At 71.3% G+C, this 13,969-nt stretch carries 10 protein-coding genes and 1 pseudogene; 5 read left to right on the top strand and 6 right to left on the bottom strand.

The genetic code is table 11. From position 1 onward, the window contains the following. Positions 1 to 16 precede the first annotated feature (16 nt). On the bottom strand, positions 17 to 1,291 hold the full coding sequence (efeB, locus tag JNO44_RS36470) for an iron uptake transporter deferrochelatase/peroxidase subunit (protein ID WP_205368324.1): 1,275 nt from the start codon (positions 1,289 to 1,291) through the stop codon (positions 17 to 19). Between the two features lie 143 nt (positions 1,292 to 1,434). After that, positions 1,435 to 3,711, bottom strand: a complete 2,277-nt coding sequence (gene efeU, locus JNO44_RS36475; RefSeq protein WP_205368325.1) for an iron uptake transporter permease EfeU — start codon at positions 3,709 to 3,711, stop codon at positions 1,435 to 1,437. A 246-nt stretch (positions 3,712 to 3,957) separates the two neighbouring features. Here efeU and JNO44_RS36480 point away from each other — a divergent pair, with 246 nt between their 5' ends. The 3 genes from JNO44_RS36480 (at position 3,958) to JNO44_RS36490 (ending at position 7,219) form a co-directional block, all read left to right on the top strand. Next, entirely contained in the window at positions 3,958 to 4,356 is a 399-nt protein-coding gene (locus JNO44_RS36480; protein ID WP_240167829.1) for a hypothetical protein, read from the top strand. A 751-nt stretch (positions 4,357 to 5,107) separates the two neighbouring features. Beyond that, on the top strand, positions 5,108 to 5,617 hold the full coding sequence (locus JNO44_RS36485; RefSeq protein ID WP_205368326.1) for a hypothetical protein: 510 nt from the start codon (positions 5,108 to 5,110) through the stop codon (positions 5,615 to 5,617). A 141-nt stretch (positions 5,618 to 5,758) separates the two neighbouring features. Beyond that, a complete protein-coding gene (locus tag JNO44_RS36490) occupies positions 5,759 to 7,219 on the top strand; it encodes a flotillin family protein (protein WP_205368327.1) in 1,461 nt (486 codons plus the stop codon). A 95-nt stretch (positions 7,220 to 7,314) separates the two neighbouring features. Here the strand turns inward: JNO44_RS36490 and JNO44_RS44065 are convergent, their stop codons facing one another. Next, positions 7,315 to 7,473, bottom strand: a complete 159-nt coding sequence (locus tag JNO44_RS44065; RefSeq protein WP_240167830.1) for a hypothetical protein — start codon at positions 7,471 to 7,473, stop codon at positions 7,315 to 7,317. A 733-nt stretch (positions 7,474 to 8,206) separates the two neighbouring features. On the opposite strand from JNO44_RS44065, the gene JNO44_RS36500 reads away from it, so the two are divergent. Then, entirely contained in the window at positions 8,207 to 9,148 is a 942-nt protein-coding gene (locus JNO44_RS36500) for a PE-PPE domain-containing protein (protein WP_205368329.1), read from the top strand. Between the two features lie 4 nt (positions 9,149 to 9,152). Here JNO44_RS36500 and JNO44_RS36505 read toward each other — a convergent pair whose 3' ends face one another. Continuing rightward, on the bottom strand, positions 9,153 to 9,827 hold the full coding sequence (locus tag JNO44_RS36505) for a TetR/AcrR family transcriptional regulator (RefSeq protein ID WP_205368330.1): 675 nt from the start codon (positions 9,825 to 9,827) through the stop codon (positions 9,153 to 9,155). Between the two features lie 269 nt (positions 9,828 to 10,096). Here JNO44_RS36505 and JNO44_RS36510 point away from each other — a divergent pair, with 269 nt between their 5' ends. Further along, positions 10,097 to 11,155 carry a PucR family transcriptional regulator gene (locus JNO44_RS36510; protein WP_073445586.1) on the top strand — a complete coding sequence of 353 codons (1,059 nt, stop codon included), beginning with the start codon at positions 10,097 to 10,099 and terminating at the stop codon, positions 11,153 to 11,155. Positions 11,156 to 11,241: 86 nt separating this feature from the next. Here JNO44_RS36510 and JNO44_RS36515 read toward each other — a convergent pair. Together JNO44_RS36515 and JNO44_RS36520 are read right to left on the bottom strand one after the other, a co-directional pair. After that, positions 11,242 to 11,667: pseudogene (locus JNO44_RS36515) on the bottom strand (GIDE domain-containing protein); the annotation flags it as partial. A gap of 244 nt (positions 11,668 to 11,911) precedes the next feature. Then, the gene (locus JNO44_RS36520) at positions 11,912 to 13,756 is read right to left on the bottom strand and encodes a phospholipase C (protein ID WP_205368331.1); all 1,845 of its coding nucleotides are present in this window, start codon (positions 13,754 to 13,756) and stop codon (positions 11,912 to 11,914) included. Positions 13,757 to 13,969: the final 213 nt, after the last annotated feature.

The following is a 13,969-nucleotide window of genomic DNA, read 5'->3' on the forward strand; positions in this document are numbered from 1 at the left end:
GCGGGCGGCGGGTGGCTCAGACGGCGGCCAGCATGCTCCGGCCGAGCCAGTCCGCGGAGTCCCGTACACCGGGCAGCGCGAAGAAGTACCCTCCGCCGGTCGGCGAGATGTAGTCCACCAGAGGCTCGTCGATCAGCCGCTCCTGGGTGACCTCGAACTGGCGGAGGACGTCCTGCTGGTAGCAGCAGAAGGCCAGCCCCATGTCCAGGTTGCCGACGTTGTCGACGCCCCGGTCGTAGTTGTAGCCGCGGCGCAGGATGCGGGAGTCGTCGGTCTTGGCGGTCCGCGGGTTGGCGAGCCGGATGTGGGAGTCCAGCGGGATCGCGGTGCCGTGCGGGTCCTTGTGGTACGCGGGCACGTCGAACTCGCCCGCGCCGTCCAGCGGGGCACCGGTGTCCTTGCGGCGGCCGAACATCTTCTCCTGCTCCGCCAGCGAGACCCGGTCCCAGAACTCCACCAGCATCCGGATGATCCGGATGACCTGGTAGCTGCCGCCGGTGGCCCAGGCAGGCTCACCGTGGCCGTCGCCGACCCACACCAGACGGTCCATCTCGCGCCCCGACTCCACGTCGGGGTTGGCTATCCCGTCCTTGAAGCCGAGCAGGTTGCGCTGGGTGCCGCTGGGCCGGGGAGCGTTCTGGAAGCCGTCGATGCGCCACTTGATCTGCATCCCGCCGCGGGTGTGCCGGGCGATGTCGCGCAGCGCGTGCAGCACGGTGTCCTGGCGCTCCGCGCAGATCTGCAGCGACAGGTCGCCATGGCACTCGGCGGCCTGGAGGTTGTCGTTGGGGAAGGTCCGCATCGGGCCGAGCTTGCGCGGCTTGGCCTTCGCCAGGCCGAAGCGGTCGTCGAAGAGCGAGGCGCCCACACCCACCGTGACGGTCAGCGCGTCGGCGGGGACCACCGGCCCGAGGATGCCGTTGTCGGACGGCGGGGCGCCGACGCCGAGGTCCTGCGGGGCGCCGCCGGCGGTCAGGAAGCGGGCCCGCTCGGTGATGGTCCGCAGCAGGTCGGTGAGTTCCTTGCGGTTCTCCGCGATGACGTTCAGGGAGACGAAGGCGGCAGCGGCGGGCTGCGGGGTGAGGATGCCCGCCTGGTGAACGCCGTGGAACGGCACCTTCCCGGCGTCGGCGGTGTCGGCGGCCCGCGCCGTACCGGCGTTGCTCTGGCTCAGCGCGAAGCCGCCGCCGGCCAGCACCGCACCGGCCGCGCCGGCACCCAGCGCGGTCTTCACGAACGAGCGCCGGTCGGCGGGACAGCGGCCCTGCGGACCGGGCGTTTCGGCGGACATCTCGTGGTTCCCTTCGGAGCGTGCGTGGGGTGGTGCGGTGTGACTCGGGGTGGGGCGGGTGGTGCGGTGGCCGTTCGGGCGGGGCGCCCGGTGGGTCCGGCGGGGTGTGCTCGGACGCACCGGGCGTCCCGGCCACGGGCGGGTCAGGCGGACTTGCGGATCTCCAGGAGGTCCGGCACCGGCGCCAGGTGCTCCAGCAGCTGCCCGGTGATCCCGTTCAGCCGCTGGCGGGCGGTGGCGTCGAGCTTCTCGACCGGCGTCCACGTCCCGTCGTGGTGGGCGTCGTCGAGCAGCTTCTGCATCCGGGCGATGTCGCTCTCGATGGACGTCAGCAGCTGCGGCTCGCGCTTGGCGATCAGCGGGCGCAGGACGTCGAGGAGCTCCCGGGTGCCCGTGAGGTTGGCGTCGGCGGTGGCGAGGTTGCTGCCGCTGCCCTGGTCGGTGTCGCCGGTCAGCTCGAACTGGAGGGTGTTCTCCAGGATCTCGTGGGTCCGCAGCGGCAGGTCACCGGGGTCGAAGTCCTGGGTGGGGAACGCCTTGCGCAGTCCCACCACGTCGTCGTGCAGCTGCTGGGCCGGTCCGCTCAGCTCGTCGGCGGACGCGCCGTGCCACAGCCCGTACTCGATCCGGTGGAAGCCGGCGAAGTCCTTGTCGTGCACGCCGCCCGGGAGCCCGTCGACCCGCCCGTTGATCTTCTTGTCGAAGTCCTCGAACGTGCCGTAGGCGGCGCCCAGCGAGGAGTAGGTGCGGTGCGCGGTGAGCCAGTCCGTCCGCGCGCTGTCCAGGTCGCCGCCGGCGAGGTCGTCGCTGAGCTTCTGGGTCTGGCCGGTCAGCGTGGCCAGCCCCTGGTCGACATACTGCTTGTAGGCGCGCAGCGGCCCGGCGAGGTCCTCCTCCGAGACCGGGATGACAGCCTTGGTGCCGCCCCCGCCGCTGACCTGTACGGCGGCCGAGGTGACCGGCTTGCCGCCGGTGGGCACGCAGCGCCAGGCGTACGAACCACCGGCGATGGTGGCGACCAGGTCGCGGGTGGTGCCGGGGGCCAGGCCCTCGATCTCGCCGTAGACCGCGTTGGTTGCGGGGTCGACGAGGTACACCTCGGAGGTCTTGTCACCGGTGTTCTGCATCTGGAAGGTCTGCCGCCCCGGCTTGGGCGGGGTGAAGCCCTTGCCGCACTCCTTCTCGGACACCGCGATGGTCGGCGCCCCGGCCGGCTTGGACTTGCCGAAGGCGACGATCCCGCCCGCGACGACGGCGGGCACGGCGACCACGGCGACCGGCAGCAGCCACGCGGGCCGCTTCCGCCCCCCGCCGGCCGGCGCCGCCACCGGCTCCGCATCCGCCGGAGACGCAGGCTCGGACCCCGACTCGGATGCCGATTCGGATGCCGATTCGGATGCCGGCTTCGACTCGGAATCCGGCTCCGGGGCGTCCGTCCCATCAACCAGACCCTCCGCCGAAGCTTCCGCCACGGCCCCGTCCTTCTCGACGACGACCTTCTCCTCGGCCGCCTCGGCCGCCTCGGCCGCCTTGACCGCCGCCGCGTCGACCGCCGCCGGCTTGTCCGCCTTGTCCTCCGCCACCCGCTGCGCCGGTGCCGGCTTCGCCGTGGCCCGTATTCCGCGGACGAACAGCGTCATCACGATGACGAGGTATGCCGCGTACCCGATGACCTGGAGCCAGGTCATCGCCGGCATGAGGTTGAAGACGCCCTGGACCAGGGTGGTGTACCAGGCATTGGGGTCGATGCTCTGACCGAGGTCGAAGGCGAACGCGGCCTTGCCGGGCAGGACCCCGCCTTCCTGGAGGTCCCGCAGGCCGTAGCCCAGGACACCGGCGGCGATGACGATGAGCACGGCACCGGTCGCGGTGAAGAACTTGGTGAGGTTGATCTTGAGCACCCGGCGGTAGAGGCCCCAGCAGAGCCCCGCCGCGATGACCAACCCGATCCCGGCGCCGATCATCGGCCCGACGGATTCGCCCGCCGCCCGCGCCGTGGTCCACAGGAACAGCGCGGTCTCCAGCCCCTCGCGGCCCACGGCCAGGAAGGAGGTGACGATCAGCATTCCCGAGCCCATGGCGAGCGCCCCGGTGACCTTCTCCTTGATCTCACCGGAGAGGCTGCGCGCGGAGCGGCGCATCCAGAACACCATCGCGGTGACGAACGCGACCGCGATGACGCTCAGCGTGCCGCCGAAAGCTTCCTGCGCGGTGGCCGAGAGCGAGGCGGCGGTGAAGGTGAGGACCGCGCCGAAGCTCATGGCCACTGCGATCGCGGCCAATACACCGGTCCACACCTGCGGCAGACGGGACTTGGCCCCGGCCCGGACAAGTGTGGCGACGAGGATCGAAACGATGAGTCCGCCTTCTAGACCTTCTCTCAACCCGATCAAGAAGCTCGGAAACGCGTCGTCCCACATAGTTGTCCTCTCCGGCCCGCAACCGCACCGGTATGCCTTACCTCAGTTAGCGAAGGCATACCTTAGTCAGGCGGTCCGAAGATGTCTACATTCCTGTAGTCACATAGTCACGAGGGGATAACAACCCTAGCCAGCGCCCCGCGCGGACCGGACACAGGGTCCCCACTCCGCCGCCCCCGCCCCGGCGCATCCCCACCCACCTCACACCCTGTCGTGACCGCCACCCACCCCGCGCGTTCTCCAGACATGAACAACACGCACATCCCCAACGCAACGGACAATCCCCCCAATTCGCGCACGCAAGCCAACATCCCCCGACGCACCGGCTCCGTCCTCCGCACCCTCCTGACACCCCTCGCCACCGCAACCCTCACCCTGGCCACCCTCGCCGCGGCGGGTCCAGCACACGCCGACGGCGGCACCATGCCCCACGTCAGCGGCAAGGGCCTGGTCACCGCCTACCAGGCACTCGGCTACGACACCGCGGTCCAACTCAGGGACGGCCGGGGCGCCAGACGCCACGTGCTGTGGCCCAGCAACTGGAAGGTCTGCGACCAACACCCCCGCCCAGGCTCCCCACTGCCGCCCCGAGCGATCATCCTCACCGTGGTCAAGACCCACGAGTCCTGCGGCGACGGGCGGTAGAACGCGAACCCCCGGTCGGCACCGCGGCATGGCGGACCTCCGACAGAACACCCTCACCCCACCGAACGAGCCACCCCCGACGCCGATGTGATGTCACATCAGGACTCATATCCCCCACCCCCTGGCCCCTGGATCCCCAGAGCCAGCGACCGGGCAGCAGTCACCCCACGCGCACAGGCCCCGCCACCGGGGTCTCCGATCAGCACGACCATCGCGCGGGGATCGGCACGACGATCGGCGCGGGGATCGGTGCGGCGATAGGCGCGGGGATCGATCCACCGGGGATCCGCTCATCACGGACGGCGAAGCAGCCGCAAGGGGCACGCGCGGGCCCGCGCACACGAGAGCCCGGGGTTGTTAACCCCGGGCTCCGTCGCTTCCGCTCATCGTGAACAACACAGTCCCCGGGAGTCCGCATCGCCACCATCTACCTCAGTCGTCGCTGAGGCTCCGGTTCGCGGGGCTTCCGGGGGCCTAGCCAGGGCCACGTCAAGGGTCTCCTGTCAACAAACGTCTTTGTCAACGGTGCGGCTCTCCGGTTTTCTGGGTAATCTCCAGTTTCCTCCCGTTTTGCCCATAGTCAAGAGCTGAGCCCAACGAGAACGGAAATAACCGTCGCGGCAGGTCGGCGCGCGGTGCTGCACATCAAGAGCGCATAAAGATTGCCGGGATGCGGCAATGTGCGGCGGCTCGGCCACGTGTGACGATCATCCCCGTTCAGGCGGAATGAGCGAGTGCGGGAGGGCTGCACATGGCCTGGTTTCTTGGTCTCGGCATCGGCGGGATCGTCGTACTCGCACTGTCGTTGATCTTCGACGGGCTGCTGGAGGGGCTGTTCGGCGGCGTGCTGGACGGGCTCTTCGACGGGCTGTTGTCCCTGCCGGTCATCGCCGGGTTCCTGTCGATGTTCGGGTTCGCCGGCGCGATCGTGTGGGGCGGCACCGGGCTGGGCGCCGGGCCGGCCATCGGTGCCGGACTGGCCGCCGGGGTCGTGGCCGGGGGCGCCACCTGGCGGTTCAGCCGGGCGCTGATGCGCGACCGGACCGACCCGGCACCGCGCCGCGAGGACCTGGTGGGCACCGCCGGTTCGGTGGTGACCGCCATCCCCGCCGACGGGTACGGCGAGGTGCTGCTGCGGCTCGCCGGTCACCCCGTGAAGCTGTCGGCCAGGAGCGCGGTCCCGGTGGCCCGCGGCGCCGAGATCTGGGTGGAGGCTTCCCTCTCGTCCACCTCAGTGGCGGTCCGTCCCGTCGAACGCTGAGCGGGGGCGGGGCCCGGCCCCGACGCCGATGCGGGCCCGGCCCCGCTCCTACACCCCGGACCCGGCACACCCGCCGCCGGGCCGGTCATGCACACCATCACCTTGATCTGCCTACCCCCAGGAAGGCAGGGGGGATTCGTTATGAGTTCAGTCATTGTCGCCGTGATAGGCGCCGTCGTCCTCGTCGTGTTGCTCGCCCTGGTAGTGATCACGCGCTACAAGGTCGCCGGGCCGAACGAGGCGTTCATCATCACCGGCCGCCGCGGCAAGATGTCCACCGACCCGGAGACCGGCGAGGTCAGCGTCGACAACAGCGGCCAGAAGGTCGTCGTCGGAGGCGGCGTCTTCGTGATCCCGTTCGTCCAGCAGCGCTTCTCGCTGGACCTGTCCAGCCGGCACCTGCCGGTGGCGGTGCGCGGCGCGGTCACCCTGCGCGGTGTGAAGGCCAACCTCGACGGGGTCGCGATCGTCAAGGTGGGCGGCAGCGAGGACGCCATCCGGGCCGCGGCGCAGCGCTTCCTCCAGCAACAGGACGGCATCGTCGGCTTCACCCAGGAAGTGCTCTCGGGCGCGCTGCGGGCCATCGTCGGCCGGATGGCGGTCGAGGACATCATCCGCGACCGGGCCGCGTTCGCCGGGCAGGTCGCCGAGGAGGCGGAGGCCAGCCTGTCCGGGCAGGGCCTGATCCTGGACGCGTTCCAGATCCAGGACATCACCACCGAGGGCTCGTACCTGGAGGACCTGGGCCGGCCGGAGGCCGCGCGGGCCCGCCAGGAGGCGGACATCGCAGAGGCCAACGCCAAGCGCGTGTCGGAGCAGGCGCGACTGAAGGCCGCCGAGGAGATCGCGGTCGCGGAGCGGACGCTCTACCTCAAGCAGGCCGAGATCCGGGTCGAGACCGAGGCCGCCTCCGCCAAGGCGAACGCGGCCGGCCCGCTGGCCGAGGCCGCGCGCCAGCAAGAGGTCCTCTCCGAGCAGGAGAAGGTCGCCGAGCGGCAGGCCGCGCTCACCGACCGGGAGCTGGACACCAAGGTCCGCAAGCCCGCGGACGCTGCCCGGTACCAGGCCGAGCAAGAGGCCGAGGCCCGCCGGATCGCGCAGGTCAAGGAGGCCGAAGCGGACGCCGAGCGGGCTCGGCTGACGGGTGAGGGCGAGAAGCTCCGCCGCGCCGCGCTCGCCGAAGCGGTCCGGCTGGAGGGCGAGTCGGAGGCCGCCGCGCTGGCCTCGAAGGGGGCCGCGGAGGCCGACGCGATGCACAAGAAGGCCGATGCCTTCGCCCGCTACGGCGATGCGGCCGTGCTCCAGATGCTGGTGGAGGTCCTTCCCCAGGTCGTCGCCAAGGCGTCCGAACCGCTGGGGGCCGTGGACAAGCTGACGGTGATCTCCACCGACGGCGCCGGGCAGTTGCCCCGCACGGTGGCGAACAACGTCGCCCAGGGCGTGGAACTCCTCGGGTCGGTCTCGGGGGTGGATCTGGCCGGCCTGCTGAAGCGGGTGACCGGGGGCACCGATGGTCCGAACGGGACCGGCGGCGCGGCTCCCGCCCCCGCGACGGCCGCGTCCGCTGCGGCTGCGAACGGCAGGATCGAGGTCACCGACTGACCCTGCGCATAAGCAAGTTGACGCCCGCGCTCCGACAGGAGCGCGGGCGTCGCGGCGCGCACCGGAACATCGCGTTCCAGGGTGCGGCGCTCGGATCAGCGGCGGCCGCCTCCACGGCCGCTCACGGCGGTGCCGCCACTGATGTAGGTACCGGCCTGCTGGCTAGCCCTGGCCACCCTCTTCTGGTTGTCGATGAAGACGTTGGTGATGCACCCACCATCCGTGGGCGGGAGCAGCAGGCTGAACGACGGCATACACCGAATATCCTGATCGAACAGCAATCCCTCGCCCCCGCCCCCCTTCGCGCTGGCCGTGCCTGCCGCTGACAACAGCAGCGCACCGGCCCCAAGGGCTCCCGCGGCCACACGCATTGCCTTACCCACGACGGAACTTCCTTCCTGTCCGGCCCCGACCGTGCGCCGGGTTCACCGCGCTAACGACGTGACAACCAAGAGATCACGCAGCGTTACTCCATCACGGTGGTGGCACCGCCGGATTCACCCGCATTGACCAGGCGGGTGCCGTCCATCTCGCCGACGCCCACTGGCCACGCAGTAGCCGGACGGAGCCGGCCGGCGATCGCCGACGAGGCGTCAAAAGGCGTTGCGGACCGCGATGGCCGTCGTACTCTCCCAGGGGTCTCGGCCGCCCGAGTACTACCGCTTCGTTCCGCCGGACTGGCGCGACGGTGCCGCCACCGGACATGTCGTCACGGACCGCATGGCGTTCCTGGAGCGCAGGAGGGGCGGCAACGGCGCCCCTCCCGGCACGCACTGGCCATCGTCACGGTGATCGTCGTCGCCCTCGCCTGCCCCTCCGCGCCGCAGGCGGCGCGCGCCCCGCGTTTCCCGCCTGCACGATGCGCCGCCCTCGCACACCGTACTTTCACGAACACCTCTGTTCGCAGAACCTCGCCCGGCGCTACCTTGGGCGACGCACTGGGCCGGAACTCCCGTTCCCCCCAAGCCAATTCGAGACGAGGTGCTCATGCGGAAGGCACGATCGTTCCTGGCGCTGCTCGTAGCGTTGCCCGTGCTGGGACTGAACTCGCCACACGCCCTCGCGGCCGCCCCGCAGACCCCAACACCGGCCCGGACACCGGCCCAGACACGCGCCAACTGCCCGAACACCATGATCTTCGAGGTCGGCGGCCACCTGGATCGCGATGCCACGGTCTACGACCCGAGCAACGCCACCCTCCCCGAGGGCGTGTCGTTCACAAAGATCCACTACTCGGCGTCGATCGCCCCGTATCCCGGCGACACCGTGACGCTGGACGACTCGGTGGCCGAGGGCATCACCAAACTCGACGCGGCGGTCGAGGAGTTCCACGGTGCCTGCACCGCCAGTCACCTCACCATCGCCGGTTACTCGCAGGGCGCGATCGTCGCCGGCGACGAGCTGGCCGCCCTCTCCGGCAGCAACGCCGTCCCGCACGACCAGCTCAACGGCGTGCTCTACGGAGACCCCCGGCGACCCGGTGCGAACGGCGGCCCGGGCGGCATCGAGACCAACCTGCCGACGATCCTGCCGGGCATGACCATGAGGGGGCCGCGCGGCTTCGGCGATCTGACGGTCAAGGAGATCTGCAACACCAACGACGGCATCTGCTACTCCGAGAACGTGCTCACCAACCTGGCCTGCTTCGTCAACGGCGTGGTCGGCTACTTCACCGGCGACCACGGCTACGCCATCAACCCCCATGCCGTCTCCGGCGGCGGTGACCAGCTCAACCGCCAGGCACCGAAGGTCCCGGTCTGCGGCCCGGGGTTGCGGGTCCCGCACAGGACACCGCACACGCTGCTCAACGGCGATCCCACCACAGGCGGGCAACAGCTGGCCGGGCACCGCGAGGCGATCGCGTCGCTGCTGCCCGCCGGCCTCCGGGACCGGCTGGCGCAGTTCCCCCCGCTCCCCGCGGCCGGCTAGCCGGTCAGCCGAGGAGCCGTACCGCTAGACGGACGAGCGGTTCTTCCAACGCGTGCAGGCCCGCCACGTCGTCGGCGACCAGACGCACCGTCACCATGTGTGCGGCGGCCGCGACCAGCGCCTCACAGCCGAAGCGCCGCTCGTCCGGATCCTCCTCGTCCCCGGCCGGAAAGATCTCGGCGAGGGCGTCGGCGAACCGGCACTGCCACTCCATGCGGCGGGCCGTCGCCGCCGGCCCGGCCGCATACACCTCGACGAGGAACAGCCGGGCGAAGGCCGACCGTTCGGCGAGGGCGTGGAGATAGCGGCGCAGCAGTCGGCGGAAGATCTCCTCCGGGGTGGGCCGCGGAGGGGACGGCATCGACCGCGGGGAGTCGGCCGGCGACTGCTGCCAGGCGGCCTCCAGCAGACCGATCAGCTGGTGCGTGGCGGCGTCCAGGGCCTGGACGAAGCAGTCCTCCTTGGAGCGGAACTGCTGGTAGAACGTCTCCCGCGACACCCCGGCGCGCCGGATGACGTCCGCGACCGAGGTCCCCGCGTACCCCTTCTCCTTCATCACCTCCGCGGTGGCGGTCAGCATCCGCACCCGCTGCGACGCCACCACCTCGTCACGGCTGAGGTGGTGGCGGCCGCTGGGCAACCGCTCGGGCCGGGCAGCGTTCCGCCGGGACTCGGTCACTCTCGCCTCCACGTGGCGTCGGTTCGGGCGCACGGCGCCGGCCGGCGATCACCGCGGGCCGACATCCGATAGTGCCCGACGCGCGGCGGAAGCTCGACCTCCGGCGGCCGGTCGCACCGCTGAGCGCTGCCGCAGGCCGCGGACCAGCACGATCGTCGACGGCCCGCCCCGCTCCCCCGCAACCGCTCGCCTGGACGGCCCACACCCCTCATGTGTTAAGAAAGCGTCAAGAAGAAGCCAAAAGGAACACACCGAAGGGTGGGGGACGCGTGACGGGGCGGGAGCTGCCCGAGGAGTTCGTGGACGGGTATGCGGGGGTCCTCGGGGACGTCGCGCACACCGGGCGCCGACTCAATCGCCAGGAGCTCCAGGCGCGGCGCGCCGCGGGGGAACGGGCCGCCGAGGCCGGGCACAGCCTGCGGGCGCTGGTCAACGCGCACCTCGCGGTCACCCGGGCGTCCTGGCCGCGGACCGCGTCGGCGCCGACCGACAGCGTGCTGGCGGCACTGGCCCAGGCGGTGGACGCGCTGGCCGGCGGCTACGAACGGGCGCAGCACCTCGCGGTGCGCCAGGAGGAGGCCGCGCGCCGGGAGTTCATCGACGACCTGCTGTACGGGGGCAGTGACCTGGGCCGGCTGGCGGAGCGGGCGGAACGTTTCGGGCTGCGGCTCTCGCATGCCCATGCGGTCGCGGTGGCCGAGGGGTCCGTGGCGTACTCGGAGGCCGACCCGGTGGCCCGGCGGGTGCAACAGGCGCTGGTGGGGCGGTTCGGGGACCGGCAGATGTTGCTGACCACGAAGGAGGGCCGGCTGATCTGCATCGCCCCGGGCGATCCGGCGGAGGTGCTGGCGTACTTCGCGCGGCAGGCGCACACCGCCACCGGGGGCCGGGTGGCGGTGGGCCGGACGCACGGCGGCGCCGGGGGCATCGTCCAGTCCTACGAGGAGGCGCTCAACGCGCTGGAGCTGGCCGAGCGGATGGGGCTCGGCGATCCCGTGCTGCACGCCGCCGACCTGCTGGTCTACCCGGTCCTCACCCGGGACCGGCAGGCCATGGCCGACCTGGTGCGCAGCACGCTGGGGCCGCTGCAGGAGGCGCGCGGCGGGGCCGGGCCGCTGCTGGAGACGCTGGCGGTGTACTTCGACGCGGGGTGCGTCGCGGCGGAGGCGGCCCGGCGACTGTCGCTGAGCGTACGGGCGCTGACCTACCGGCTGGCGCGAGTGCACCAGCTCACCGGCGCGGATCCGGCCGATCCGGTGCACCGGTACACCTTGCACACCGCCGTGATCGGCGCCCGGCTGTTGGATTGGCCCGCGCAGGAGCTGTGACCGCGGTCGCGGCGGACCGGCACGGCCGGGACCGGTGACGGACGGGGAAGCGCGAGCGCGGAGCTGCCGCCGCCGAGGTCGAGGCTGAGCGGGCCGAGCTTGAGGCGGGTGCCGTCGCCGGTGTGCGGGTCGAACCGGTCGAGGATCTTCTCCGCGCCGATGAACTCCTCGTCGCCGGGGCGGATCACGATCCGGCCGGTGGTGTCCGCGACGAAGAACGCGGTGCGGCTGGAGTGCTCGGAGACCACCTCGGTCCTGGTCCGGCGGCGGCGGTTGCCGTCGCCGTCGCCGTCGCCGTCGCGGTAGGTCTCCTCGTATTTGCGGGTGATCCTGTGCTTGTGCCAGACGCACTCCGCGTTCTCCGGCTCGGAGCGGAGCGCGCCGTCCTTGTGCGGGAGGGCCTGGCCGACCACCTCGCAGCGGTAGCGGAAGTGGCCCGCACCTGCGGCCGCAGCCGCCGCCTCGTGCAGTGCCCGGAGGTCCTCGACCGGGAGGGTCTCGGTGCGTTCCATCGCGCGGGCCCGGGCGTTCGCCACACGGGCCAGGAGCGCACAGCACACGGCTATCACCAGGCCAACCAAACCCGCCCAGATCACGACATCGTCCCTCCGTACGGTTCCTCGCTCGACCGCGCGCGCCTGCCTGGGGCGGGCGGCGGCGGGAGAACCGCGCCGGCATGGCCGCGCCCGGCCGGGCCGCCGCCGTGGGCGGTGGTCCGGCCGGGCGCGAGGAGTGCGGGCCCGGGGGTCACCCGGTTCAGACCGCGCCCTGCTCCTTGCGGCGCCGGAGCGCGAAGAAGGTGCCGGTGGCGCCGGCCGCGACCGCGGCGGCGGCGATGCCGACGGGCAGGACCGGGAAGCCGGACTGGTCGTCGACGGCGGCGGTGTTCTGCATCGCGGCGCCCTGGGTGATGGTGGTCCGGACCGGCTTGACCGGACGGATCGGGCCGACGGACTTGACCGAGCCGTCGGCGTTCAGCAGCACCTGCTTGTTGTTGGGGTGCCGGAAGTCGAACATCGAGGTCAGCGCGCCGGCGCGGGCGTCGAAGGAGGCGTCACCGATCCGACCGAGGTGCCAGTTGTCCTCGATGAACTTGATCACCGAGGTCTGCTCGGTGGCGGTGTGGTCGATGTGGTTGGTCTTGCTGTACGGGGAGATGACCAACAGCGGCTGACGGGTGCCCGGGCCACAGCGGTCCTGGTAGCCGCCGGCGGCCGCCGGGCCGGACTGGCAGGCCGGGCTGTCGGTGGACTTGCCGTTGGCGTCGGTCGAGGAGTCCTTGGAGCCGTTGCGCGGCTTGGCGAAGGCGTGGTCGTACCAGCCGTCGGAGTCGTCGTAGGCGACGACCACGGCGGTGTCCTTCCACTGCGGCGCCTGCTGGATGTGGTTGATCTGGTCGACGAGGAAGTGCTGTTCGTCGAGCGGGTCGGAGTTGCCGGCGTGGCCGTCCTGGTAGGCGGGGGCCTTGAGGAAGCTGATGGCCGGCAGCTTGCCGGCGCGCAGCGCGGCGTCGAAGTCGGTCAGGTCGTAGTTGTGGTTGGCCTGGCCGGCGTGGCCGATCTCGTCGACGCTCTTGGGCGGCAGGTGGTGCGGGTTGGCCGTGGACTTGTAGTACTGGAACGGGGCGTGGTGCGGGCTGTAGTCGACGACCGCGGCGCCCCCGACGTTGGTGTGGGTGGTGCCGTGGCACTGGGCGTAGTGGCCCTGCTGGCCGTCCCACGGGGCGCTGGGCCGGAAGCCGCCCTGGAACCATCCCCAGCTGATGTTGCGGGTGTTGAGCAGGTCACCGATGTTGCGGCCCTGCATCGCGGCGAGCGCGTTCTTGCTGGAGTGGTCCTTGCCCGAGCAGTCGTCGAACGCCGGGTCCGGGTCGTTGATCATCGTGCCGACGCCCTTGGCGTCGGGCGACTGGACGGCGTAACCGTCCGGCTTGGCGGTCTGCTTGGGGTTCTCGGTGCCCGAGGTCGGGTCGGTGGAGATCACCCCGTGGGTCTGACCGGAGACCAGGTTGATCGCGCCCGGGGAGGACGGGCCGTAGACCGAGCCGAAGGAGCGGTCGTTGAGGGCGTAGTGCTGGGCGTAGTTCCACAGGCCGGTGACGGTGTTGCCGTCGTAGTAGTCCATCACCAGTCCGGGCTCGCCGAAGAGGCCGCCGGAGCACTTGCCGGAGTCGGTGTTCTGGACGAACTTGTCGGCCTTGCCGGCGTTGTAGGCGTACTGCTCGGGGCCGTACTCGTGGTTCTGGTCGCAGGTCATGGCCTGCTGCGGGGTGAGCCGCTTGGGGAGGTACTGGTTCGGGTTGTGCTTGAGCAGCCCGGCGGTGCGCAGGTTGTCGACGTCCCGGGGGGTCTTCGGGGACGGGGTGAACTTCGTCCCGTCGGTGTTCGCGGCCTCGGGGTAGGTGGCGAAGTAGTGGTCGAACGAGATGTTCTCGTCGAAGATGACGACCACGTGCTTGATGGGGGTGGCGGTCCCGGGGTGGCCGGGGTGCGGTCCGCCGGCGGCCAGGGCGGGTGCGCCGCCGCCCAGCGCGGCGAGTGCCACGGCTCCGGTGACGGCCCCCAGGGTCCGTATCACGTGCGTCTTTCCCCTCATGGCCATCTGGTTCTCATCCTCCGGGCGGGTCGCGGTTGCTCCGTACGGCCGGATGCTCTGCCGGGCGAACGGCGGCGGGGCAGAGCCATCATGGCGCGAAAGTGAACACCGGGTCAGGTATCCCAGGGCAAAGCTTGACCGTCTGTTGACCGATGAGGTCAACGGCCCGATCCGCCTCCGTTTTACGCGAGCGGTGGGCGACCCGCCAGGTGGCGGGGC

Origin of the sequence: Streptomyces noursei, from assembly GCF_016917755.1 — a bacterium.
In the GTDB taxonomy this organism is placed as follows: domain Bacteria; phylum Actinomycetota; class Actinomycetes; order Streptomycetales; family Streptomycetaceae; genus Streptomyces; species Streptomyces yunnanensis.